This is a genomic window from Thiohalorhabdus sp. Cl-TMA (assembly GCF_041821045.1).
GTDB classification, from domain to species: Bacteria; Pseudomonadota; Gammaproteobacteria; order Thiohalorhabdales; family Thiohalorhabdaceae; genus Thiohalorhabdus; species Thiohalorhabdus methylotropha.
In genome coordinates this window covers 33148-56149 of the sequence record NZ_JBGUAW010000003.1, presented here as the reverse complement: position 1 = coordinate 56149, position 23002 = coordinate 33148, and the positions used below count along the sequence as shown (strand labels likewise).

Sequence of the window (23002 nt, the reverse complement as noted above, 5' to 3'; positions counted from 1 at the left end):
GGTACCGGGGCTCAGGAGCGCGCCAGGGCGCGGTGCCCGATGTCCCGCCGGTAGTAGCATCCCGGCCAGGTAAGCGCATCGGCACCGGCCAGCGCGCGGTCCCGGGCTTCGCCCACCGTACTCCCGAGGGCGGTGACTCCCAGCACCCGCCCCCCGGCGGTAACCGTCCGTCCCGCGGACCGGGCGGTACCGGCGTGGAATACCTTTAACTGCGGCCCTTCGGGAACCGCGTCCAGCCCCTGGATAGCATGGCCCTTCTCATACGCACCCGGGTAGCCGCCGGCCACCTGTACCACCGTTAAGGCCGGGCGGGGGTCCCATTCCGCCTCCGTCTGGTCCAGGCGCCCCGCGCAGGCGGCTTCCAGGAGCTCCGCCAGGTCGCTCCGCAGCCGCACCATCAACGGCTGGCATTCGGGGTCGCCGAACCGGCAGTTGTACTCCAGTACCCGCGGCCGGCCGTTCTCGATCATCAAGCCGGCGTACAGGACGCCCCGGAAGGGATGGCCGTCGGCGGCCATGCCGGTGACGGTGGGGCGGATCACCTCCTCCATGACCCGCCGGGCCACGCCCTCGGTGACCACCGGTGCCGGGGAGTAGGCCCCCATGCCGCCGGTATTCGGACCGGTATCCCCCTCGTTCAGGGTCTTGTGGTCCTGGGCACTGGCCAGGGGCAGGATGTGCTCGCCGTCCACCAGGCACAGGAAGGACGCCTCTTCCCCCCCCAGGCGCTCTTCCACCACCACGCGGGCGCCGGCGGCGCCGAAGCGGCCACCGAGGATCTCCTCGATGGCGGCCTTGGCCGCGGCGGGCTCGTCGGCCAGTACCACGCCCTTGCCGGCGGCCAGGCCGTCCGCCTTGACGGCCACCGGGCGATTCAAGCGGTCCACGAAGGCCGCCGCGCTCGCGGCATTCGTGAAGGTGCCGTGGGCCGCGGTGGGAATACCGTGCCGGGCCATGAAGGCCTTGGCGAAGGCCTTGGAGCCCTCCAGCCGCGCCGCAGCGGCGTCGGGGCCGAAACAGCGAATCCCCTCCGCCTCGAAGCGATCCGTGATGCCCGCCACCAGCGGCACCTCCGGACCGATCACGGCGAGGTCCACTTCCTCCCGCCGGGCCAGCCGCAGCAGGCCGTCCAGATCGTCATCCGCCACTGGGGCGTTGACCACCTTGGCTTCGGTGGCGGTTCCTGCATTACCGGGGGCGCAGACGACGCGCCCCACTCGCGGGCTCTGGGCCAGCTTCCAGGCCAGGGCGTGCTCGCGCCCGCCGCCCCCGACTACCAGGATGCGCATGGTTGTGCTCCCTTCCGAGGTATACCCACCGGGAAATGACCGGGCGTGCTCCGGTCAGGCGTTATTCCGCGGCTCGCGCCGCCGGCCTAATGCCGGAAGTGACGCATGCCGGTGAGCACCATGGCGATGTCGTGCTCATCCGCCGCCTCGATCACCTCGTTGTCGCGGATGGAGCCGCCGGGCTGGATAACCGCGGTGCAGCCCACCTCCACCGCCGCGTCCAGGCCGTCCCGGAACGGGAAGAAGGCGTCCGAGGCCATCACGGACCCGGCCAGCGGCGACTGGGCCTTCTGGGCGGCGATCCGGGAGGAGTCCACCCGGCTCATCTGGCCCGCGCCGATTCCCACGGTGGCCATGTCCTTGGCATAGACGATGGCATTGGATTTCACGTGCTTGGAAACCCGCCAGGCGAACAGCAGCTCCCGCCACTCCTGCTCGCTGGGCTCCCGCTTGGTCACCGCCTTGAGCTGGTCGGCTTCGTAGAGCGCCGTATCCCGTTCCTGGATCAGCAGGCCGCCGTTCACCCGCTTGTAGTCCCACTTGCTGGTATCGGCGAGCGTGAGGGCCGGAGTCTGCATGACCCGGACGTTGGCCTTGGTGGAGAAGGTCTCCAGCGCCCCGTCCTCGTAGGCGGGGGCAATCACCGCTTCCACGAACTGCTGGTCCAGGATCGCCCTGGCCGTGGCCTGGTCCACCCGCCGGTTGAAGGCAATCAGCCCGCCGAAGGCGGAGGTGGGATCGCAGGCGAAGGCGCGCCGGTAGGCGCTCAGCAGGTCGGTGGCCTCGGCCACGCCGCAGGGATTGGCGTGCTTGACGATGACGCAGGCGGGCTCGGCGAGCTCCTTCACCGCCTCGAAGGCCGCATCCAGGTCCGCCACGTTGTTGTAGGAGAGCTCCTTGCCCTGCAGCTGCGTGGCGGTGGAAACGCTGGCGCCTCCCGCTCGGGGCTCCACATAGAAGGCGCCGTGCTGGTGCGGGTTCTCCCCGTAGCGCATGCTGGCCGCCTTCTCGAAGGAGAGATTGAGCGTGGCGGGGAAGAGCTCCCGGCTGCCGTCCTCCCGGATGCGGCCCAGGTAATCGGCGATGGCGCCGTCGTACCGGGCGGTGTGCTCGAAGGCCTTGCGCGCCAAGCCGAACCGGGTCGGCTCCCCCACCGCGCCGCCGCTGGACCGCATCTCCTTCAGGACCCGGGCATAATCCTCGGTCTCCACCACCACGGTTACGTGCGCATGGTTCTTGGCCGCCGCCCGGAGCATGGTGGGCCCACCGATATCGATATTCTCGACGGCCTCCTCCAGGCTGGCTTCGGGATTGGCCACCACTTCCTCGAAGGGATAGAGGTTGGCCACCACCAGATCAATGGACGGGATGTCGTTGGCCTCCATTTGCTCCCTGTGCTCGGGATTGCTGGGCTTCGCCAGCAGCCCGCCGTGCACGCGCGGATGCAGGGTTTTCACCCGCCCCTCGAACAGCTCCGGGAACCCGGTGTAGTCGGAGATATCGGTCACCGGAACGCCGTGGTCACGCAGCAGCCGCGCGGTGCCGCCGGTGGATAGGATCTCCACCTGGAACTCCTCGTGGAGGCTGCGGGCGAATTCCTCCAGGCCGCGCTTGTTCGAAACGCTGATCAGTGCCCGCTTTATCTCTCCCATGTCCTCATCCCTTACCTTGCCGATCTCGCGCCGGCTCGCTGGTTGCCATCCATGTCCATGGTCAAACCGAAAGGGGCTGGATGGCGCCATCCAGCCCCTTTCGGTATCCGGTACGGTGCGCTTCCGCCAGCCCCGCGCACGGGGAATCGCGGCGACCCCGGGCTCCGCGGGCCGCTCCTGGCAGAATCGACAATAACGACTCGCCCGCCCCGCCGGGCGGGCGGACTCAGGCGAATCGGTTCTGGCGCCGCTTACCGGGGGGGATATACACCACTGTATCCGCCTCCAGCACATAGCGGCACGACAGCCGGGTCCCCATATCCAGGCGATCCTGGGAAAGCATGCGGCAATCGATGTCCGTGGGCGCCCGCGGCTGGCTCCGCAGCCGCACGAAGCACTTGCCGCACTCGCCATGGCCGCCGCAGTCGCTGGTTATGTAGATGCCCAGCTTGCGTGCGGCCTCGAAAAGGGTGGTCCCGCGAGGCACTTCCACCACGGCGCCTTCCGGCTCCACCGTTAGCCGTACGCCGTCCATTGCCGATCTTCCCTTGAGCGCCTTCGGGCCCCTTACGGGGACGCCCCGCAGGGAGCCCTTCGGCCCCCGGTTACTGCTTGGTGCTGATGCCGTACTCCTGGATTTTCTTGCGCAGCGTGTTGCGATTCAATCCCAGAAGCTCGGCCGCCCGGCGCTGGTTGCCGCCGGTCTCCAAAAGTATGCGCTCCAGGAGGGCCTGCTCCACTTCGCTCTGGACCAGATAGTAAAGCCGGCCGGAGGGCTTTTCCCCGTCCAGATTGGCGAAATACTGGTTCAGCGCCTCTTCGATGCAGGCCTTGAGGCCGGGATATTCCGGATCCGGGTCCGATCGGGAATCCGCCACCTCATGCAGCCTCTTGGCCATCACGCAGGAAGAAGGCTTCCACCAGCTCCTGCTGCTGCGCCAGGGCTTGCGCCTCGTTCACCCTTGCGCGGAAAACCTGACCGATGTCTTCGGGCAGACCCTCCGCGTACCATCCCAGATGCTTGCGGGCCACGCGGGCCCCCCGGCCAGAACCGTACAATTGCTTCAACCCCTCTAGGTGGTCGAGGACGGCCCGCCCCTGCTCGGCGAGCCCGGGCTCCTCTGGCTGTTCCCCGGTGGCCAGGTAGTGGGCCACCGAGCGGAACAGCCAGGGCCTGCCCTGGGCACCGCGACCGATCATGAGGCCATCGGCCCCGGTAGCCTCCAGGACCCGCGCAGCGTCCTCGGGTGTCCGGATGTCGCCGTTGGCCCAGACGGGCAAGGAGACGGCGGCCTTAACGGCGGCGATGGTCCGGTATTCGGCCTCGCCCTTGTACCGGTCCGCCCGGGTCCGGCCATGTACCGCCAGGGCCTGAATCCCGGCCCGCTCGGCCCTGCGCGCGATGCGCGGGGCGTTCCTGTGCTCGCGGTCCCATCCCGTGCGCATCTTCAGGGTCACGGGAATGTCCACGGCCCCCACCACGGCGTCCAGGATGCGGCCGACGAGCTCCTCGTCCCGCAGGAGGGCCGAGCCAGCGTCCTGCTTGCAAACCTTCTTGGCGGGACAGCCCATGTTGATGTCGATGATGTCCGCGCTGCGCTCCTCGTTCCAGCGCGCCGCCTCCGCCAGCAGCCCGGGATCGCCGCCGGCGATCTGGACGGCAATGGGGCCCTCCTCCCCGGTGTGATCGGCCTTGGACAGGGCAAGGCCGTCACCGGCCAGCATGGAGCGGCTCAGGATCATCTCCGATACGGCCAGTCCGGCCCCCCATTGCCGGCAGAGGCTGCGGAAGGGCCGCTCGGTGATTCCCGCCATGGGAGCCAGGGCCAGATTATTGGCCAGAATATGCGGGCCGATGGCCAGCCTTTGCAAAGCCACGGACGGGCCCTCCTCCGGTGATGCGGGGGACTGGAAAACCGATTATTTTATTCCGGCCCGACATGGGGGATCAATGGATTACGGCGGCGCCGTCAGGGCACCAGCTCCACCCGGAAGCGTCGGATCCCCGGCGGCACATCCTCGAGCACCACCACGAAGGGCACTTCCTGTCCGGGCCGAAGGATTTCGGGGAATTCGGCCCGCGCCCGGCCCCACTTGGTGCGCAGGCTTTCCAGGTCGAGCGGCTGGTCCAGGTCGAGTCGCTTTCCGGGCAGCTTCACCCGCCGATAGCGGACCGCGCCCTCGGCGCCGAGGGCGCGGACCTCCAGCTTGGGCGGACGCTGCGCGAAGGAGGCGTCATTGATCAGCACCCCCTGCACGAGCGTCACGTTGCGTCCGGACCGCAGGGGAGCCAGGCGGGCGTTGATGGCCTCGGCCCGATAGTGGCGCAGGGCCACCGGCAGCTCCATCTCCATCCCGGTGAGCTCCAGCGCGCTCCGCGCCGCCGAGCGGGCCCACGGCCAGGCCAGCCAGTAGCTGCGGAAGGCATAGCCCAGCTCGGCCACAAGGCCCAGCATCAGGAACACCACCAGAAGCTTGAGCAGGAGCGACGAGCCGCGGCCGGAGGCCGCCGGGCGCCCAGTCGCGGGCCGGTCCGCACCCCCGTCGGGCGCCGGAGCGGGGTCCGGCTCCGCCGGCTCCTCCCGCTCCCCATCACCGGGCGCCTCCGGGGGCGGGGCGGCGGGCTCGGCGCCTTCCCCGGCGGTACCGGCCTCTTCCGGTTCCGGGCTTCGCACGGTGCCGTCCGGGAAGGCCAGGAACCGGTAGCTGCATACCGAGCACCGGACCCGGGTCCCGTCGGCGTTGAGCTGATCCGCGACGACCCGGAACCGGGTATCGCAATTGGGGCAACGGATCTCCATCCGTCAGGCCTCCCGGATACCGTCCAACCGTACCCAATCCCCCTGTCGGGCTTCCCGCGTCCACCTGATTGCCGGAAAGGCGGCACGCACCTCCGCCGCCTGCGGAGCCAGGATCCCGGACAGGCTCAGCTCCCCGCCGGAAGCGGTAACCGCCACCAGCTCGTCGGCCAGCTCCACCAGGGTCCGCGACAGGATATTGGCCACCACGCGGGGGAACGGCCCCGCTCCATCCAGGCCCGGGCTCACCGGTGCCGCCGCAATGCGGTCTGCGGCACCGTTCAGGGCGGCGTTATTCCCTGTGGCCTCCACGGCCAGCGGGTCGTTGTCCACGGCCAGCACCTGCGCGGCACCCAGCTTCGCCGCCGCGATGGCCAGGATGCCGCTCCCGCAGCCGTAATCCAGCACCATGGCGCCGGGCCCCACCCGGGCGTCCAGCCACTCCAGGCACAGCCGGGTGGTCTCGTGCTGCCCGGTGCCGAAGGCCATCCCCGGGTCCAGGATCAGCTCCACCCGTCCTTCGGGAGCGGTCTCCTCCACCCAGCTCGGCCGAACCCAGAGGCGCTCGCCCACGGGAAAGGCGCCGAAACGGTCCTTCCAGGCATGGGCCCAGTCCTGCCCCTCCACGGGAATCCGTTCCAGGGCCAGACGCTGGCCAACGGCGGCCTCGACCCGGTCTTCCAGATCCGCCGGCAGCGCCTCCGCGGCGAACCAGGCGGAGACCAGATTGATCTCCCAGACCTTGCCGGGATCGAAGTTGGGCTGGTCGTCGCCCTCGGCCACCGTGACGGCCCCCGCGCCGGCGCCACTCAGGGCCTCCTCCACGGCGTCCAGGAGCCCCCCGGGAACGGTGAGCCGCACCTCAACCCATTCCACGGGGAACCCTCGGGCCGGGCGGCACGGCGATCATCCGGAACACCTCCGAAGCGCGGTCACTCTTCGCCCAGGAAACGTTCCAGGAAGTGGATATCCACACCGCCGGCCTGGAACCGCCCATCCCGCAGCAGGCGCTGGTGGAGGGGAATGGTGGTGTCGATGCCGCCGACGATGAACTCCTCCAGGGCCCGCCCCATACGGGCCATGGCCTCCTCCCGGTCCTCTCCCTCGACGATGAGCTTGCCCATGAGGGAGTCGTAGAAGGGCGGGATCACGTAGCCCGTGTAGGCGTGGGAATCGATGCGCACGCCCGGGCCCCCGGGCAGGTGGAGGTGGGAGATGGTCCCCGGCGACGGCACGAAGGACTCCGGATGCTCCGCGTTGATCCGGCACTCTACCGCGTGCCCCTTGAGCTCGATGTCCTCCTGGCGGAAGCGCAGGGGCTGCCCGGCGGCCACCCGGATCTGCTCCTTGACCAGGTCCACCCCGGTAATTTGCTCGGTGACCGGATGCTCCACCTGGAGGCGGGTATTCATCTCGATGAAGAAGAACTCCCCGCCCTCGTAGAGGAACTCGTAGGTACCCAGCCCCGTATAGCCGAGCTTGCGTGCGGCCTCGGCACAGCGCATTCCCATCTCCCGGCGGGTCTCCTCGTCGATACCCGGTGCCGGAGCCTCCTCCAACAGCTTCTGGTGGCGGCGCTGCACGGAGCAGTCCCGCTCCCCCAGATGGATGGCGTTGCCGTGCTGATCGGCGAGCACCTGGACCTCGATGTGGCGCGGGTGGCCGAGGAACTTCTCCATGTAGACCATGCCGTTGCCGAAGGCCTTCTCCGCCTCCGCCTTGGTCATGGATACCGCGTTGGCCAGGCTGGCCTCGGTATGGACCACCCGCATCCCCCGGCCGCCGCCGCCTCCGGCCGCCTTGATCATGACGGGATAGCCCACTTCCCGGGCCAGGTTGCGGAGCTCCTTGTCGTCCTCCGGAACCGGGCCCTCGGAGCCGGGCACACAGGGCACACCGGAGCTCTTCATGGCCCGCTTGGCGGCCACCTTGTCGCCCATGGTGCGGATCAGCTCGGCGGAGGGCCCGATGAAGGTGAGCCCGGAGGACTCCACGATCTCGGCGAAATCCGGATTCTCGGAGAGGAAGCCGTACCCCGGATGAATGGCCTCGGCGTCCGTGACCTCGGCGGCGCTCATGATGGCGGGCACGTGCAGGTAGCTGTCCCCGGACTGGTTCGGACCGATGCAGACCGACTCGTCCGCCAGCTTCACGTATTTGGCGTCCCGGTCCGCCTGCGAGTGCACGGCCACCGTCTTGATGCCGAGCTCCCGGCAGGCCCGCAGGATGCGCAGGGCGACCTCGCCCCGGTTGGCGATCAGTACCTTATCGAACATGGGCTAGCCCGCCTGCCCGGCCGGAGTACACCGGCTCGCCGGGGAATAGGCCGTACTGCGCGGGCGCCGTTCGGATCGAAGAAAGCCCAAGCCGGACGGGCGAGGGCAAGCGAGATCGTAAGTTCCGCCTGTGGGAAGCACAGGGACCCCCTTGTCCTTAGGTTCGGTTAACGCTTCGGGCCGGGCGCGGCCGGTAGTCAACTGGCCGCGGCGAGCGCGGCGGAGCCTAGCCGTCCGGCTCGATGAGAAAGAGCGGCTCCCCGTATTCCACGGGCTGGGCGTTCTCCGCGAGGATCTTCTTCACCCTGCCGGAATACTCCGACTCGATCTCGTTGAACAGCTTCATGGCCTCGATGATGCACAGCGTATCGCCGACGTTGACCCGGTCGCCCTCGCGGACGAACGGCTCCGATTCCGGGGAGGACGCCCGGTAGAAGGTGCCCACCATGGGCGCTTCCACCTTGATGCCCGTTTCCTCCTCCGCGGCGGGCGCTTCGCTCCCGGCCGCCGGCGCCTGCGGGGCCTGGTGGGAGGGTGCCGGCTGCACCGGGGCCGGCGCCGGCACCTGCGCGGCGGCAGGAGCGCCGCGGGTGATGCGAACGCTTTCTTCACCTTCGGCGATCTCGATCTCGGTCACATCCGAGTCCTCAAGGAGCTCGATCAACCGCCGAATCTTGCGAATGTCCATAGAATCCCCCTGATTCAAACCGCAGCGAGCGGCTGCCCCCGCACCAGGCAGCCCCGATTATCCGGTCCCTTCGGGTGTGGTCGGCCTACCGCGGGACGCGCGCCTCCAGACGTTCGAGGAAGGCCCGGAGCCGGCGCACTTCCCCGCTGCGCTCCACTTGGTCCACAAGGCCCTTGAGCCGCCCGAGCGCCGCCTCTTCCTTCTCTTCTGCGGGCTCGGAGGACACCCCGTCGGCGTCCTGTTCCAGCTCGCGCAGGCGACGGCGCCATTCCGCCGCCTGGGCTTCTCCGGAGACGCCGTTCAGCAGCTCGCGGTAGACCTTGGCGGCGGCCTCGATGTGGCCTTGCTGGGCATAGAGCTCGGCTAGGGTGGGGGTGGGCATGGGACCGGAGGGCGCCTGTTTGGAGCCGGGCTCCCGGGCCTTGAGGGCACTCTGGAAGAGCTCCGCCGCACGTTGTGGCTGCCCCTGCCGCATGGCGATCCGGCCGAGCAGGCGCAGGGCCCGCGGCTCGAGCTCGTCGAACTCCAGAACGGCCAGCAGCTCGCGCTCCGCCTCCTCGAGACGGTCTTCGGCGTAGGCCGCGTTGGCCCCCTCGAGGGCCTGCTCCACATGGATCATGCCGGTTCCCGTTTTCTTCGGACGGGATACCGCCCGAAATCCTCCCCCCGGCTCCGGTGCGGAATCCGGAGCCCGCGAAGCACCGGCCATGCTATAGGGATCGGCGGGCAAAGTCCAACATCGGGTCGGGATCGAGGGGGTTAAAGGAGGGTTCTGACCGCTTTCTCCAGGGGATCCGGTCCCGGGTTGCCCTGGAAGACCTTGCGCACCCGCCCCCGGCGATCGATCAGCACCGTGTAGGGAATTCCCACCGGATCGCCGAACCGGGCCAGCACCTCGTCCATGCCCTCCTTGATCAAGGGGATGGGATAGTTGAGGCCGTGCTCCAGCTCGAAGGCCGCCACCTTCTGGTGGAAGATGTCGGGGTCGTTGCGCTCGCGGCTGTCGATCTTCCAGTTCAGGGCCGCGCCCAACACCTGGAGGCCTTCCGCTCCGTATCGCTCTTGCAGGTCCACGAGATGCGGGATCTCCTTGCGACAGAAAGGGCACCAGGTGGCCCAGAAATTGAGGAGTACCACCTTGCCCCGGTACGCCTCCAGGCTGATGCGCTCCTCGCGGAGGCCGGGGCGCTCGAATGCCGGTGCGGCCTCCGCCTCGTGGGCCGGAGTGACCACCTGCTCGCCGCTGCAGCCGCCCAGCAGCACGGCCACCACGACCAGGAGCGGGGCGGCCCCGCGGGCGAACCTAGCTGCCATAGACTTGGCGGACATGCTTCACAAACTCCTCGGCGCCTTTGTACCCGGCTATGCGGGCGGACTGGATCTCCTGGCCATCGCGGTCGAAGAACATGATGGCCGGCGGCCCGATGATGTTGAAATGCCGCTGGAGCGCCTTATCCGCGGCGTTCTGCTGGGTGACGTCCGCCTGCAGCAGCAGGGCGTCCTGGCCCTTGAGGACCTCGTGCACTTGCGGGCTCTCGAAGGTGGAGCGCTCGTAGCGCACGCACTCGATGCACCAGTCCGCGTAGAAGTCCAGCATAACCGGACGGCCGGCGGCCGCGGCCTCGTCCAGGGCCGCCTGCAGCTCCTCCATGCTCTGCACGCGCCGGAATTCCAGGCCCTCCTCGCCGGACTCGCCGCCGGCGGCCACGGAGCCGCCCGCCGCCACGAGGCCCTCCAGGGGATCCAGCGGGTCCTCGCCGCCGGTCACCGCGCCCACCAGCTCCAGGGTACCGAGCACCAGCAGCACCACACCCAGGCCCTTCCAGAGCCTCTGCCAGCCGCTCGCCTCCGGCGCCAGCCGATCCAGGGCCCCCAGGTAGACGGCGGCCACCACCAGCAACAGGCCCCACAGGAACAGCGACACCGCGTAGGGGATGATGCGGGAGACCAGGAAGATGGCCACGCCCAGCAGCAGCACGCCGAACACGTATTTCACCGCGTTCATCCAGGTGCCGGCCCGCGGCATCACCGAACCGGCGGTGGTCCCCACCACCAGCAGCGGCACGCCCATGCCCAGGGACATGGCGAACAGGGAGGTGCCGCCCAGCACCATGTCGCCGGTCTGGCCGATGTAGAGCAGGGCGCCGGCCAGCGGCGGGGCCACGCACGGCCCCACGATCAGCGCCGACAGCACGCCCATGACCAGGGTGCCGGTCACGCTGCCCCGTCCCAGGTTCTCCTGGGATTGCTGAATGCGGGTCTGCAGGCTGCTCGGCAGCTGCAGGTCGTAGAAGCCGAACATGGACAGAGCCAGGGCCACGAACACCGCCGCGAAGGCCCCGATCACCCAGGGGTTCTGCAGGGCTGCCTGGATGGCGGCGCCGGTGGCACCGGCGATGACGCCGAGGATGGCGTAGGTGATCGCCACGCCCAGCACGTAGGCCAGCGACAGGGTGAAGGCGCGCGCCTTGGTCATACCGGGGGCGCCCTCGCTGCCGCCGGCGCCGACGATGATGCCGGACAGAATCGGAACCATGGGGAAGATGCAGGGCGTGAAGGCGAGCCCCAGCCCGGCCAGGAAGAAAAAGCCCAGGGCCAGGATGCCGCCGGACTCCAGGGCGGCGGCGAACTGGCCCTGCTCGGAGGCCGGCGGACCGCCTGAACCACCGTCCCCGCCGGCGGCCGCAGCTTCGGCGGTCCCCGCCGCCGGAAGGGTCAGGGCCGCCTGCTTGGTCTGCGGCGGGTAGCACACCCCGGCGTCGGCGCAGCCCTGATAGCGGAGCTCCACCGTCACCGGCTGGGCGCCGCTTCCATCGCGGGCCAGATTGGCAGTGAGCGCGGCCTCCTTGCGGAAGATCCGCAGCTCCTTATCGAAGACCTCGTCGTACTTCTTCTTGCCCGGCGGCAGCTCCCGGCCGGCCACCTTCAGGCCTTCCGGCTTCACCACCCGGAGGTCCAGCTTGTCCCGGTACAGGTAATAGCCGTCGGCCACCTCCCAGGCGGCTTTCACCTGGTCAGTGCCGGTGGCCGTCACGCTGGGCTTGAAGGCCTTCTCGGGGGGCAGCAGGTCCCGGGCGCCGCTGGTGGCGGCAGCGGTGGCGGCGCCACCGCTCGATCCGGTGCCCGCGGAGGCGGCGGGGAGGGCCACCGTGAGCTGCTTGGTCTGCGGCGGGTAGCACACCCCGGCATCGGCGCAGCCCTGATAGCGGGCTTCCAGCGTCACCTCGCGCGCGCCGTCCAGCGTCTCCAGCTCGGCGGTAAGCGTGGCCTTGTCCCGGAAGACGCGCAGCTCCTTGCCGAAGACCTCATCGTACTTTTTCTTGCCCGGCGGCAGCTCCTGGCCGGCCACCGCGCCACCCTCCGGGCGGACCAAGCTCAGGCCGAGCTTGTCCCGGTAGAGATAGGTATCCTCATGGATTTCCCAGGAGATCCGTACCTTGTCCGGGCCGACGGCTTCGGCAGTGGGCTTGAACGCCTCATCCGGCTGCGGGATGTTCTGCTGAGCCAGGGCAGGAACCGCCAGGAACATCACCAGGAGGGCCAACCCCACGGATACCGCATGCCGCCCCCTTCTTCCGACGGACGCTTGGAACTTCATGCCGGGCTCGCTCCTTTCCCCCAGGAAATTAGAATGCTCGTTCTGCTCGCGTAATGTACCAGACCTCCGACCATTGAACCGCAAAGGGGTTCAATTTCCGCTCCCTACTCCCCCGGAGCCCGCGGGGAGCCGGGGGCACGGAGCATCCCGGGAAGGCCGGTTCAGCGCGGCTGACCGGAGGCCGGTGCAAAACGCGCGCCGTTCGCCCGGGAGCCCGTTCTTGCAGCCCCGGGACCGCCAGCCGGCCGGAGCCGCGGCCGCCCGGCGCGGCTCCGGCCGGCCTTATTTCGGCGCGGAAGAAGCCGTGCCATTGGACCAAATCGGCCTGCTGTGCGGAATGGGCCACCGGGCATTACTCGGGCGGGTGCCGCGACCGCCCCGGAAGGCGGCCGGCTCAATCGAGATGGTCGATCCAGCGCAGGTAGGAAGCCAAGCCGTTATCGATGGACACGGCGATGATCTCCGGAACGTCGTAGGGGTGCTGCTCCAGGATCGCCGCCTCAAGGGCTTCGTAGAGCTTTTCCTTGGTCTTGATCATGAGCAGGATCTCGCTTTCCTCCTCCACCTTGCCCTCCCACTCGAACACGCTGGTTCCGGCGGGATGGCTGTGCACGCAGGCGGCGAGCTGCTCGGAAACCACCTTGTGGCTGATGCGGCGAGCCACGTCCTCGTCCGGACAGGTGGTATAGACGACGATATTCACGGTTGCGCTCCTCCGTCATGCCGGCCCTGCGGAATCTTTTTTCCTGCCGTGGAACTTTCCCCGCCGGGCCGATTCTAAGTATATAGCCGAATCAGTCGGATGGCTCGGTGCAAGAGCGACGGGCTTGGTGATTGAGTAGGCTTTTCCTCCTTTGTGGGTTGGGCGACGGCCTCCGGGTCGTCGCCATTTTTTTTCTGCCGCCGACTCCCCCCCGGCACGTTTCCTCCCGACAAGCCCGCACGCCGCCGCCTCCCTCGGGATCCGTGGAAATTTTCCGCGCCCACCCCTTGATACGGCCGCAGCCGATCCCCACATAAGCCGAATCGGGGGCCATCCGGCCCGCCCCAAACCGCATTCGGAAAGGATCCCATGCGGCTACTTCCAAGCCTATTCGCCCTCTTCCTGGCGGTTCCTCTGCTGGAGGTCTACCTCCTCATAGAGGTCGGCCAGGCCATTGGCGCGCCGCTGACCATCGCCGCCGTGGTGGGCACCGCCCTGCTCGGCGCGGCCCTGGTGCGCTACCAGGGCATGGTAACCGTTACCCGCTTCTATGCGCAGCTGGCGCGCGGCGAGCTGCCGGGATTCACCCTCTTCGAGGGCGCCTGCCTGCTGGTGGCCGGCGCCCTGCTGCTGACTCCCGGCTTCTTCACCGACGCGGTGGGCTTCGCCCTGCTTACCCCGCCGTTCCGGAGCTGGGCGTACACCCGCCTGCGCCACCGGCTAAACATCCGCATGTGGGCGTCCGGGCCCGGTCCCGGGGATGAACGCCGCGACCCGCACCACCAGGACGGAGGGGATCGGCGCGGACCTACCACCATCGAGGGCGAATACCGGGATCACGACCGAAAGCGGGAAAAGAACCGCTAGCGTTTGTCGGCCCGAAAAAGTCGCCAAATCCGGCGCCTATGGGCTTGACAAGCGGCCGGGGGCGGTTACCATTAGCACTCTCCTCCGGCGAGTGCTAACAACGCCGCCGGGCGGACCCGAACATCTCTCAATCACTTTGGAAACGTCGTACGCCTACCTCAGGAGGGAGCGGCACCATGAAAATCCGTCCTCTACACGACCGAGTCGTGGTGAAGCGTGTTGAAGAGGAAGAGAAGACCGAAGGCGGTCTCTACATCCCCGACACCGCCAAGGAAAAGCCCATCCAGGGCCAGGTGATCGCCGTCGGTGACGGCAAGGTCCTGGACAACGGTGAGAAGCGCCCCATGGCCGTCAAGGAAGGCGACCGGGTGATCTTCGCCAAGTATGCCGGCACCGAGGTGTCTGCGGGCGGCGAGGACGTCCTGGTCATGCGGGAAGACGACATCATGGGCGTGGTCGAGTAACGACCGCCGTCCCCCGAATCTCACCCACTAGGTTCCAATACCGGAGGGTTTAGAAAACCATGCCTGCAAAAGACATCAAATTCGGTGAGAACGCTCGCCACCGCATGCTTCACGGCGTCGACCAGCTCGCCAACGCCGTAAAGGTCACCCTCGGCCCCAAGGGCCGCAACGTGGTCCTGGAGAAGTCCTTCGGCTCGCCCAACATCACCAAGGACGGCGTCTCCGTCGCCAAGGAGATCGAGCTCGAGGACAAGTTCGAGAACATGGGCGCCCAGATGGTCAAGGAAGTGTCCTCCCAGACCTCCGACGAGGCGGGTGACGGCACCACCACCGCCACCGTGCTCGCCCAGGAGATCGTCACCGAGGGCATCAAGTCCGTGGCCGCCGGCATGAACCCCATGGACCTCAAGCGCGGCATCGACAAGGCCGTGGAGAAGGTCGTGGGCGAGCTGCGCAACATGAGCCGCGACTGCTCCGAGGAGAAGGAGATCGCCCAGATCGGCACCATCTCCGCCAACTCCGACGAGTCCATCGGCCAGATCATCGCCGACGCCATGTCCAAGGTGGGCAAGGAAGGCGTGATCACCGTCGAGGAAGGCTCCTCCCTGGAGAACACCCTGGACGTGGTCGAGGGCATGCAGTTCGACCGCGGCTACCTGAGCCCGTACTTCTGCACCGACAACGAGCGCATGGTGGCCGAGCTGGAGGACTGCTACATCCTCCTGCACGACAAGAAGATCTCCAGCATGAAGGACCTGCTGCCAGTGCTCGAGGCCGTGGCCAAGCAGTCCAAGCCGCTGCTGATCGTGGCCGAGGACCTCGAGGGCGAGGCGCTGGCCACCCTGGTGGTCAACAACATGCGCGGCACCATCCGCGTGGCCGCCGTGAAGGCCCCCGGCTTCGGCGACCGCCGCAAGGCCATGCTCGAGGATATGGCCATCCTCACCGGCGGCCGCGTGATCTCCGAGGACGTGGGCGCCCAGCTGGAGAACGCCACCATCGATGACCTCGGCCAGGCCAAGCGCGTCTCCATCGACAAGGACAACACCACCGTGGTCGACGGCGCCGGCAACGACGCCGACATCCAGGCCCGGGTGAAGCAGATCCGCCAGCAGATCGAGGACGCCACCAGCGACTACGACCGCGAGAAGCTGCAGGAGCGCGTCGCCAAGCTGGCCGGCGGCGTGGCCGTGATCAACGTGGGCGCCTCCACCGAGGTGGAGATGAAGGAGAAGAAGGCCCGCGTCGAGGACGCCCTGCACGCCACTCGCGCCGCGGTCGAGGAAGGCATCGTGCCCGGCGGCGGCATCGCCCTTCTGCGGGCCCGCAAGACCCTCGACGAGTTCAAGACCGGCGACCACGACCAGGACGCCGGCGTGGCCATCGTCCGCCGGGCCATCGAGGAGCCGCTGCGCCAGATCGTGCACAACGCCGGCGGCGAGCCCTCTGTGGTAGTGAGCAAGGTCCTCGAGAACGACCAGGCCGCCTACGGCTTCAACGCCGGCACCGACGACTACGGTGACATGGTGGACATGGGCGTGATCGACCCGACCAAGGTCACCCGCCTGGCGCTGCAGAACGCGTCCAGCGTCGCCAGCCTCATGATCACCACCGAGGCCATGATCGCCGACAAGCCGGAAGAAGGCGGCGAAGGCGGCGGTGGCGGCGGCGCCGACATGGGCGGCATGGGCGGTATGGGCGGCATGGGCATGATGTAAGTCCGAGCCCCCACCGCGCCTACCGGCGCAACAAAGGCCCCTCTATGATGGAGAGGGGCCTTTTTTATTCGGCTATCCACCTTTCCCTGGGCCTTGCCCGCCCTTTCAGGCCGCCGTTAATACTCTATCGAATCCAAAATCTTTTCCCGTTGCTTCACGCCATCCGAGGCGCCGCTGGCCCCCTCCCTTTGCCCTTCCGGCTTGCCACCATTCTGGCTTCCGAACTGGCCAAGCATATTAAGCAGTTCCATGGTCGAAATCGTCTTCTCGAAAATCTTCTCGAGGTCGCTAGCGCCTCCGGCGGAGCGGTAGGCACCCCCGGTCATGTTCGCCACCGTTTCTAGCTGTCGAGCCGCCTCGGAGCCTCCTTCAACGCCAAGTCCGATGGCCTCGTGCCGGAAAACCACACCCTCGTCGCTCAGCTTACGAAGGTTGGCCTTGGCCGTGCCGCAGTCGTCCGATCCGTCAGCCAGAACCACAATCATCTGGTTCAGGGAGCTTTGGGAACGATGGGCGGCCATTTCCCGGTTGGCCACCGGCAGGGCGCCACCCAAAGGCGTTCCCCCGCCCGCGCCCATGCTGCGGACGAAATGAGCCAATTTCCCCTTGTCGGTGGTGAAGGCCATTCTGGCTTGGATGGGCGCGTCGCAGCTGCTCCCCGAAAAGGCCAGGATGCTGACTTCGCCGCCGGAGTCGATCACGCGCCGGCCCTGGTCAATGGCGGCGCGCCGTGCCGCCTCGATTTTATCCCCTCCCATACTCCCGGAGGTATCGACCAGGAAAAGTACACTTCCCCGAGGCTGGTCACCCCTTGTTCCACCTCCTCCAGACGGCTCATGCAGTCGGGCCATAACCCTGGTCGTTTTCCCGGGGCGCACCTGAACGGTGGACTGCCACGGGGGTCGGCCCGCCTTCTCCACCCGCACCGTGTATTCGCCAGCCTTCACCCTGTGCGGGTCAGGCCCGGTGGCACCCACGGACTTCCCATCGATGAACGCCTCGTCGTCACGGACATTCGAGCGGATGACCAGTCGACCGGTGCCGCCCATCGCTTTCACCATTTTGTCGACGGCACCATCGAGATCGTTGGGCAGACTGTCCGGTGCGGCGGATCCGTGCCGAGCACGCAGCCCCTCTCGCTGCTTCGCCCGGGAGGGCGCAAACCCCTGACCGCCGTCCACCGAACGTTTACCGTTTCTCTCAATATGGGATCGGATGGCACCCAAATGGATGCGCGCCTCGATCAAATCCAGATACTTGCTTACCCGGGGTACGCCGTGGCTGCCCAGAGGGAATTCCGGTTCGGAAAAATGCCTCAGAAAGCTCTTCGCCTGATCCGCCGGAATGGTGCGGTCCGTGAGCGCCGAACGTTCGGTGTAAACGGGTAAGTTGCCTATTACCTTTGAATCGATGAGGAGATCGGACCAATCCGGACTGCCGGCCACGTTGTAGCTAACCGTCTTGCCGTCCGGCGGACCCATTGCTCCCAGGTCGCAGGTAATGGAGTACTGGTGGTTGTCGAGGTCGTAGCCCCTGGGCTGCGCCCCGTAAAAGCCAAGGGTGAACAGGCCATCGACGCCATACAAAGAGGCCTCTTGCACAACATCCGCCGGCATCCCGGCCGGATCATACTTTTTCCCGTTGACAGTGACGGAGACGAGGCGCCATATGGCGCTGCAGGCGACAATAGGTTCCCCGAGCAGGGTGGTGACCTTGAGCTTGGCGGTGACATTAACCGTTGCGCCGTCGCCCAGGGGAACATCTGGATCTTCGGGGACAAACTCCCCAACGCGACCTCCTGCAACGGCTTCAACCAGCGTACTGGCCTCCGCTGGCTTGGTTGCCGCAATGGAAATCGCCCCGAGGAGCGCCCCGATCCACAGAAACTTGGCGCACCATGGCTTACTTCCCAGCATTTCCTCAGGCTTCCCCAGGGTCAGTGACCCATCTGGAGCAGCTTCGAAAGCAGTTCAGCCCCATTGGCCCCTCACCCGATGCGCTCCTTCCATTTGCCGTCCCACTCTTACAGATCCGAGGCGTCGAACAGGTGGGCCTGGCCGGCCTGAAAAGCGATGGTGCTGTCATCCGGGGCACCGATTAGAATCCGGGTCCCATCTGCTGAGATGGCAACGGATTCCCCGAAATGACTTAAACCGGTCGGTGTTGGATCATCAAAGGACCGAAGCAGGTTGCCTTCGGGATCAAACAGATGGGCCTCTCCTGAGGAATTATAAGAGGGTCGATGCCCCGGGGCGCCGATCAGAACCCGGGTGCCGTCCCCGGAAATGGCAACGGCACTGCCAAACCGGTCGCCGTATCCCTTTCTGCCAGTGGGGGTTGGGTCATCATAGGTCCGAAGCAGGTTTCCTTCGGCATCGAACAGATGGGCCTGGCCGACATCCGTTTCCGCGGAGTCATCCCCGGGGGCACCGATCAGGATGCGACGCCCATCCGGAGTCATGGCAACGTCGGCACCAAAGAGGTCTTCGGAAGTCGGGGTCGGGTCACTGAAGTGCCGCAGTACATCGCCCTCGGCATTGAACAGATAGGCCCGGCCGACGTTTTTCCGCGGGGAATGTTCCTCCATATAGCCAATGAGAATGCGATGACCGTTGCCAGAAAGGGCCAATGCACTATGGGAGACTCCAGCGGAAGCAGGGTTTTCAAAGGTTTGGAGCAAATCCCCTTGCCCGGATAGCAGGGAAGTTTTCTTTTGGTTGCCGTTTGAAACGAGGAGCCTGCTTCCATCCCCTGCCAAAGCAACGGGGTGGCCAAAAACCTCGTGGTAGGAAGGGCCAGTTCCGGTGAATCTCTGCACCCCCTTTTCGGTAAGCAGGATTTGCCCGCCACAATCTGGATCCGCCGCACTTCCCAAGAAAAACCTGGACCCGTCCGCCGACACCCCCATCGAGTAACCGAATTGGCACCACTCATACTCATCATGGGGGATGCCCCGCAGACCTCTCAGAAGGTCCCTTTGGAAACGACCCTCCGGGTCGAACAGGTAAACCTGCCCTAACCTGTTTTGGGCGTGAGGAGCCCCGATCAGGATATGGGACCCGTGGGCGCCGATTGCGACCCGGGTGCCGAACTTGTCCCCCTTACCCCGAGCGGGATTGTCCAGGGTGCGGATGAGGCCCTGCCGTTCGGCCCGCTCTTGGATCCTCCGTCGCTCAGCCTGCTCGGCCTTCCTGGCTTTGGCCTTGGGCGTAACGGTATTCAGACGCTCCAGGGCCTCGGTGTAGTGCTTGCCCTGCCGACCGGTCAGGCTCACGTACTTGGTGAGGGCCTTCTTGGCCTCAATCGGCTTGTTCCGGGCCTGAAAATTGCGGCCGTAGTGGTACCAGAAGACCGGCGGCACCTCGACGTCCAGCTCCAGGATCTTCTTGAACTTCCCTGCCGCTTTATGGTGCTCGCCGGCCTCGGCGTGCTTCTTGATGGCCAGCAGGTATTGGTCGGCGAGGATGGAAGGGGGAAGGTCTTGGCCCCAGCTGGACGGCGGAACGACCAGCCAGCCCAACAAAATCACCGCACCGAGAAATCCGGCCCCCTTCCCTCGCCCGTCGCCCATGCCCCAGTCCCCATTCCAATGGCTTGACCAAACATTGGTTTAAATGCCACAGGGGCGACAGTCCGTCAACAAAGGACAGTGTGGAAAAGGTAAGCAAAGGGAGCTCTTTAGAAGGCCCCAAGATACGACCACCAGGAAATTTTCCGTATGAACGCTGACTTGAAGACGCTCCGGTGCGGTTCCGATTGACAGATGGGCGCTGCCAAGCGCCCTTGACGGCCGGCGGGGCATTTCTTGGCCCCCTCGAGCTGTTCCGGTTAAGCAGGGATACGGAACGGAAGGCGGAGGAATCCCCCTTCGCTGGGCCTTGAATCCTGGAGCCATTGCGGGCCCTCTCGCCTAGGGGGGATCAAAATGGATACATATCGAAAAGGGGGAAGGCTAGGGTCCGGGAGGCCTGGGGCCCTTTGCCTTGCCAGGACCGGAAGAGATTCGTTGAAGGGTATCGGGCCCCAGTTCCAGGCCACCTTGGGTGGGGAGGATCGCACTGGCCGGCTGTCCTTTTTCATGACCAAGGTGACCCGCCTGGCGCTGCAAAACGCCAGCAGCATCGCCAGCCTCATGATCACCACCGAGGCCATGGTCGCCGACAAGCCGGAAGAAGGCGGCGAAGGTGGCGCCGACATGGGCGGCATGGGCATGATGTAAGCCCCGCCCGACCCGCTGCGGTCGCAAAATCCCCCCCGGTTCGCGCGGCGTGGATTGCGCCCTGTACAGGAAGGGCCGCAGAGAGCGCGGAGCACGGCAAGGGAAAACCACGGAGAACACGGAGAAAGGCCCATTGGGGCTTGGCCCGTGGCGGCCGGGGGCTTGGATGACCGCTCCGTGGTAAAGCGTTTCCCTGGACCACACCCTCCGCTGCGGTGATTGCGCTCGCCCAATAGAGCGGCCCGCGGCTGCTGCCCCGGAAGACCACGAACCCCACATGCGGCCTCAAGCGCCAGCTACCCGGGGGGGGCAGGGGCACCTCCATCAGGTGGGTCAAGACAAAAACCGCCCCACCGGGGACCCTCCCGATGGGGCGGTTTCGGTAGTGGTCCGGAGCCCGGCCTAGTGCCCGGCGCCCAGCTCCACCCCCTCCTTGTCGTGCAGCGCCAGGCGGTCGTGCAGCTCGCCGCTGCTGCCGCTGGGGCTCAGCACCTCCACTTCCATGCCGCGGCGCCGGAACTTGCCCACCACCTTGTCGATGGCATCCACCGCGGAGCTATCCCACAGGGACACCTTGCGCAGGTCCAGGACCACATTGTGGATGGGCTCGCGGTAGTCGAAGCTGTCTATGAACTTGTCCACCGCCACGAAGAACAGCTGGCCGGAGACCGTATAGGTCCGGGTGCTTTCGTCCGCCGAGAGCTCGCTTTTCACCCGGATGGCCTTGGCCATCTTGCGGGCGAAGAAGATGGCGGAGAGCAGCACCCCGGCCAGGACGCCCATAGACAGATCGTGGGTGTAGACCACCGTGGCCACCGTTACCACCAGCACCGTGGCATCGGTGCGGGGCAGCTTGTGGAGGGTCTTCAGGGAGCCCCAGTCGAAGGTGGCGACGGAGACCATGATCATCACCGCCACCAGGGAGGCCATGGGGATGATGGCCACCACGTCGCCCAGAACGAGGATGAAAAACAGCAGGAAGAGGCCGGAGGCCAGGGTGGAGAGCCGGCCCAGACCGCCCGACTGAATGTTGATCATGGACTGGCCGATCATGGCGCAGCTCGCCATGCCGCCGAACAGGCCGGTGACGATGTTGGCGATGCCCTGGCCCTGGGCCTCCCGGTCCTTGCCGCTGGGGGTATCGGTGAGGTCATCCACGATGGAGGCCGTGAGCAGGGACTCCAGCAGGCCCACCACGGCAAGGGCCAGGGAGTAGGGGAATACGATCTGCAGGGTCTCCCAGGTCCAGGGCACATCCGGAAGCAGGAACACCGGCAGGCCGGAAGGGAGCTCGCCCATGTCCCCTACCTGTAGGGTATCGAAGCCCTGCCACCACACCACGGCGGTCAGCACCACGATCACCACCAGCGGTGCCGGCAGCAGGCGGGGGTAGCCGGGGATGTGGGGCAGGGTATAGAGCATGGCCAGCCCCACGGCCACCAGGGCCCACATGACGGTGCCGCCGTCGGTGAGGTAGTGGACCTGGGACAGGAAGATGAGGATACCCAGGGCATTGACGAAGCCCACCATCACTGTGCGCGGGATGAACATCATGTAGCGCGCCAGCTTGGCCCAGGCGAACAGGATCTGGATGCCCCCGGTGAGCAGGGTGGCCACCAGCAGGTACTGGAGACCGTGGTCCGCGATCAGGTCCACGGCCAGCAGAGCCATGGCGCCGGTGGCCGCCGAGATCATTCCCGGTCGGCCGCCGGCGAAGGCGATCACGACGGCCATGGTGAAGGAGGCGTAGAGGCCTACCTGCGGATCGACCCCGGCCACGATGGAGAAGGCGATGGCCTCCGGGATCAGGGCCAGGGCCACCACCGCCCCGGCGATGAGGTCGCCGCGGACATTAAACAGCCAGATGCCGCGCTGGCGCTCCCAGGCGGCCTGCAAGGTTTTCTTCACGTTGTCGTTCCTGGTGCTGCGGGAGTGGGGCGTGCCCCGTACAGCAGGAGAAGGAGGCAGGTGGCAACGAGAGCGCGGCTGTGAACCGCCCGCCCTTGCAACCGGCGCGATGGGAGTACAGACTGAGCACGCCGTAAGAGCGGCGCAGTTTATCACCTAGTTCTTATTCGCTGAAGATCAGAACTCGCCCACGGGCCCCAGCGGGCCATTTTCGCCCCAGAAATCCGACCACTACCCGACCACGGGGATCACGCATGCTCCAGCGCGTTATCATCGCCATCGATTTCTCCTCCGCCTCGGCCCAGGCCCTGGCTGTAGCCCGCGAGCACTTCTGCACCGCCACCCTCCGTCTGCTTCACGTCATGCGTCCCTCGGACGTGGCCGCCCCCGGTGCCGCCGGCGCCACCCATACCGGCACCTCTCCCCTGGCCTCGAAGGACCTGCGGGAAAGCGCGGAGAAAGAAGCCCTGGCGCGGCTGGAGTCCTGGGCCCAGGAAGGCGAGGAATGCCAGATCGTGGTGGGCAATGCCGCCGAGGAGATCATGCGCTTCACGGAGGAATGGGGCGCCGACATGATCGTAATGGGAACGCGGGGCCGGAGCCAGCTCTCCAACATGCTCCATGGCTCGGCCACGGAGTGGCTCATTCGGCATGCCCGTCAGCCGGTGGTGGTGGTCCATGAGGTGTCCATGAACGATTCCACCCGTGCCCACCTCCCGCCCACCGAGATGAACGACTAGCCAAATCGTGGGAGTAGCACATAGCTTCCCATCCAGCCAACCGACCACCGGCTTGCCCCTGAAAAGGCTTGCTATAAGCGCA

At 66.7% G+C, this 23002-nt stretch carries 21 protein-coding genes; 5 read left to right on the top strand and 16 right to left on the bottom strand.

From position 1 onward, the window contains the following. Positions 1-11: 11 nt before the first annotated feature. The 13 genes from purD to cutA all read right to left on the bottom strand — a co-directional run bounded on the left by purD (position 12) and on the right by cutA (position 13004). The gene (purD, locus tag ACERLL_RS04690; protein WP_373654904.1) at positions 12-1289 is read right to left on the bottom strand and encodes a phosphoribosylamine--glycine ligase; all 1278 of its coding nucleotides are present in this window, start codon (positions 1287-1289) and stop codon (positions 12-14) included. Between the two features lie 86 nt (positions 1290-1375). Continuing rightward, positions 1376-2941 carry a bifunctional phosphoribosylaminoimidazolecarboxamide formyltransferase/IMP cyclohydrolase gene (gene purH / locus ACERLL_RS04685; protein ID WP_373654903.1) on the bottom strand — a complete coding sequence of 522 codons (1566 nt, stop codon included), beginning with the start codon at positions 2939-2941 and terminating at the stop codon, positions 1376-1378. Positions 2942-3167: 226 nt separating this feature from the next. Beyond that, on the bottom strand, positions 3168-3476 hold the full coding sequence (locus ACERLL_RS04680; RefSeq protein ID WP_373654902.1) for a 2Fe-2S iron-sulfur cluster-binding protein: 309 nt from the start codon (positions 3474-3476) through the stop codon (positions 3168-3170). Positions 3477-3546: 70 nt separating this feature from the next. Continuing rightward, a complete protein-coding gene (locus tag ACERLL_RS04675; RefSeq protein ID WP_373654901.1) occupies positions 3547-3840 on the bottom strand; it encodes a helix-turn-helix domain-containing protein in 294 nt (97 codons plus the stop codon). Continuing rightward, entirely contained in the window at positions 3821-4804 is a 984-nt protein-coding gene (gene dusB / locus ACERLL_RS04670) for a tRNA dihydrouridine synthase DusB (RefSeq protein ID WP_373655191.1), read from the bottom strand. The genes ACERLL_RS04675 and dusB overlap by 20 nt, the downstream gene beginning before the upstream one ends. A gap of 107 nt (positions 4805-4911) precedes the next feature. Beyond that, the gene (locus ACERLL_RS04665; RefSeq protein ID WP_373654900.1) at positions 4912-5742 is read right to left on the bottom strand and encodes a DUF3426 domain-containing protein; all 831 of its coding nucleotides are present in this window, start codon (positions 5740-5742) and stop codon (positions 4912-4914) included. 3 nt (positions 5743-5745) lie between these two features. Further along, positions 5746-6615, bottom strand: coding sequence for a 50S ribosomal protein L11 methyltransferase (gene prmA / locus ACERLL_RS04660; RefSeq protein WP_373654899.1), 870 nt, complete (start codon positions 6613-6615; stop codon positions 5746-5748). Positions 6616-6671: 56 nt separating this feature from the next. Then, a complete protein-coding gene (gene accC / locus ACERLL_RS04655; protein ID WP_373654898.1) occupies positions 6672-8015 on the bottom strand; it encodes an acetyl-CoA carboxylase biotin carboxylase subunit in 1344 nt (447 codons plus the stop codon). Between the two features lie 226 nt (positions 8016-8241). Next, positions 8242-8703 carry an acetyl-CoA carboxylase biotin carboxyl carrier protein gene (gene accB, locus ACERLL_RS04650; protein WP_373654897.1) on the bottom strand — a complete coding sequence of 154 codons (462 nt, stop codon included), beginning with the start codon at positions 8701-8703 and terminating at the stop codon, positions 8242-8244. Between the two features lie 85 nt (positions 8704-8788). Further along, positions 8789-9322 carry a tetratricopeptide repeat protein gene (locus ACERLL_RS04645; RefSeq protein ID WP_373654896.1) on the bottom strand — a complete coding sequence of 178 codons (534 nt, stop codon included), beginning with the start codon at positions 9320-9322 and terminating at the stop codon, positions 8789-8791. Positions 9323-9462: 140 nt separating this feature from the next. Continuing rightward, a complete protein-coding gene (locus ACERLL_RS04640; protein WP_373654895.1) occupies positions 9463-10032 on the bottom strand; it encodes a TlpA disulfide reductase family protein in 570 nt (189 codons plus the stop codon). Continuing rightward, complete coding sequence (locus tag ACERLL_RS04635; RefSeq protein ID WP_373654894.1) at positions 10007-12301, bottom strand: protein-disulfide reductase DsbD; 2295 nt, start codon at positions 12299-12301, stop codon at positions 10007-10009. Before ACERLL_RS04635 ends, ACERLL_RS04640 begins: the two co-directional genes overlap by 26 nt. 394 nt (positions 12302-12695) lie before the next feature. Next, positions 12696-13004 carry a divalent-cation tolerance protein CutA gene (cutA, locus tag ACERLL_RS04630; RefSeq protein WP_373654893.1) on the bottom strand — a complete coding sequence of 103 codons (309 nt, stop codon included), beginning with the start codon at positions 13002-13004 and terminating at the stop codon, positions 12696-12698. A gap of 369 nt (positions 13005-13373) precedes the next feature. Between cutA and ACERLL_RS04625 the strand changes: the two genes are divergently transcribed. The 3 genes from ACERLL_RS04625 to groL all read left to right on the top strand — a co-directional run bounded on the left by ACERLL_RS04625 (position 13374) and on the right by groL (position 16053). Next, positions 13374-13871: an FxsA family protein gene (locus tag ACERLL_RS04625; RefSeq protein WP_373654892.1), complete on the top strand. Its 498-nt coding sequence runs from the start codon at positions 13374-13376 to the stop codon at positions 13869-13871. Between the two features lie 176 nt (positions 13872-14047). Next, on the top strand, positions 14048-14335 hold the full coding sequence (groES, locus tag ACERLL_RS04620) for a co-chaperone GroES (RefSeq protein ID WP_373654891.1): 288 nt from the start codon (positions 14048-14050) through the stop codon (positions 14333-14335). 59 nt (positions 14336-14394) lie between these two features. Beyond that, a complete protein-coding gene (gene groL / locus ACERLL_RS04615; protein ID WP_373654890.1) occupies positions 14395-16053 on the top strand; it encodes a chaperonin GroEL in 1659 nt (552 codons plus the stop codon). 116 nt (positions 16054-16169) lie between these two features. Here groL and ACERLL_RS04610 read toward each other — a convergent pair whose 3' ends face one another. Both ACERLL_RS04610 and ACERLL_RS04605 read right to left on the bottom strand, forming a co-directional pair. Then, complete coding sequence (locus tag ACERLL_RS04610; protein WP_373654889.1) at positions 16170-17969, bottom strand: VWA domain-containing protein; 1800 nt, start codon at positions 17967-17969, stop codon at positions 16170-16172. Positions 17970-18076: 107 nt separating this feature from the next. Continuing rightward, the gene (locus ACERLL_RS04605) at positions 18077-19624 is read right to left on the bottom strand and encodes a WD40 repeat domain-containing protein (RefSeq protein ID WP_373654888.1); all 1548 of its coding nucleotides are present in this window, start codon (positions 19622-19624) and stop codon (positions 18077-18079) included. A gap of 435 nt (positions 19625-20059) precedes the next feature. On the opposite strand from ACERLL_RS04605, the gene ACERLL_RS04600 reads away from it, so the two are divergent. Beyond that, on the top strand, positions 20060-20272 hold the full coding sequence (locus ACERLL_RS04600; protein WP_373655197.1) for a hypothetical protein: 213 nt from the start codon (positions 20060-20062) through the stop codon (positions 20270-20272). A 402-nt stretch (positions 20273-20674) separates the two neighbouring features. Here the strand turns inward: ACERLL_RS04600 and ACERLL_RS04595 are convergent, their stop codons facing one another. Next, a complete protein-coding gene (locus ACERLL_RS04595) occupies positions 20675-22180 on the bottom strand; it encodes a SulP family inorganic anion transporter (protein ID WP_373654887.1) in 1506 nt (501 codons plus the stop codon). A gap of 254 nt (positions 22181-22434) precedes the next feature. Between ACERLL_RS04595 and ACERLL_RS04590 the strand changes: the two genes are divergently transcribed. Beyond that, positions 22435-22920: a universal stress protein gene (locus tag ACERLL_RS04590; RefSeq protein WP_373654886.1), complete on the top strand. Its 486-nt coding sequence runs from the start codon at positions 22435-22437 to the stop codon at positions 22918-22920. Positions 22921-23002 lie beyond the last annotated feature (82 nt).

Bases quoted from the DNA above. Each gene is read 5' to 3' on its own strand.
- ACERLL_RS04590 (WP_373654886.1), top strand. From the start codon at position 22,435: ATGCTCCAGCGCGTTATCATCGCCATCGATTTCTCCTCCGCCTCGGCC.
- purD (WP_373654904.1), bottom strand. From the start codon at position 1,289: ATGCGCATCCTGGTAGTCGGGGGCGGCGGGCGCGAGCACGCCCTGGCC.
- accC (WP_373654898.1), bottom strand. From the start codon at position 8,015: ATGTTCGATAAGGTACTGATCGCCAACCGGGGCGAGGTCGCCCTGCGC.
- ACERLL_RS04610 (WP_373654889.1), bottom strand. From the start codon at position 17,969: ATGCTGGGAAGTAAGCCATGGTGCGCCAAGTTTCTGTGGATCGGGGCG.
- ACERLL_RS04645 (WP_373654896.1), bottom strand. From the start codon at position 9,322: ATGATCCATGTGGAGCAGGCCCTCGAGGGGGCCAACGCGGCCTACGCC.
- ACERLL_RS04635 (WP_373654894.1), bottom strand. From the start codon at position 12,301: ATGAAGTTCCAAGCGTCCGTCGGAAGAAGGGGGCGGCATGCGGTATCC.
- groES (WP_373654891.1), top strand. From the start codon at position 14,048: ATGAAAATCCGTCCTCTACACGACCGAGTCGTGGTGAAGCGTGTTGAA.
- ACERLL_RS04675 (WP_373654901.1), bottom strand. From the start codon at position 3,840: ATGGCCAAGAGGCTGCATGAGGTGGCGGATTCCCGATCGGACCCGGAT.
- ACERLL_RS04665 (WP_373654900.1), bottom strand. From the start codon at position 5,742: ATGGAGATCCGTTGCCCCAATTGCGATACCCGGTTCCGGGTCGTCGCG.
- ACERLL_RS04605 (WP_373654888.1), bottom strand. From the start codon at position 19,624: ATGGGCGACGGGCGAGGGAAGGGGGCCGGATTTCTCGGTGCGGTGATT.
- ACERLL_RS04625 (WP_373654892.1), top strand. From the start codon at position 13,374: ATGCGGCTACTTCCAAGCCTATTCGCCCTCTTCCTGGCGGTTCCTCTG.
- purH (WP_373654903.1), bottom strand. From the start codon at position 2,941: ATGGGAGAGATAAAGCGGGCACTGATCAGCGTTTCGAACAAGCGCGGC.
- accB (WP_373654897.1), bottom strand. From the start codon at position 8,703: ATGGACATTCGCAAGATTCGGCGGTTGATCGAGCTCCTTGAGGACTCG.
- groL (WP_373654890.1), top strand. From the start codon at position 14,395: ATGCCTGCAAAAGACATCAAATTCGGTGAGAACGCTCGCCACCGCATG.
- ACERLL_RS04640 (WP_373654895.1), bottom strand. From the start codon at position 10,032: ATGTCCGCCAAGTCTATGGCAGCTAGGTTCGCCCGCGGGGCCGCCCCG.
- ACERLL_RS04680 (WP_373654902.1), bottom strand. From the start codon at position 3,476: ATGGACGGCGTACGGCTAACGGTGGAGCCGGAAGGCGCCGTGGTGGAA.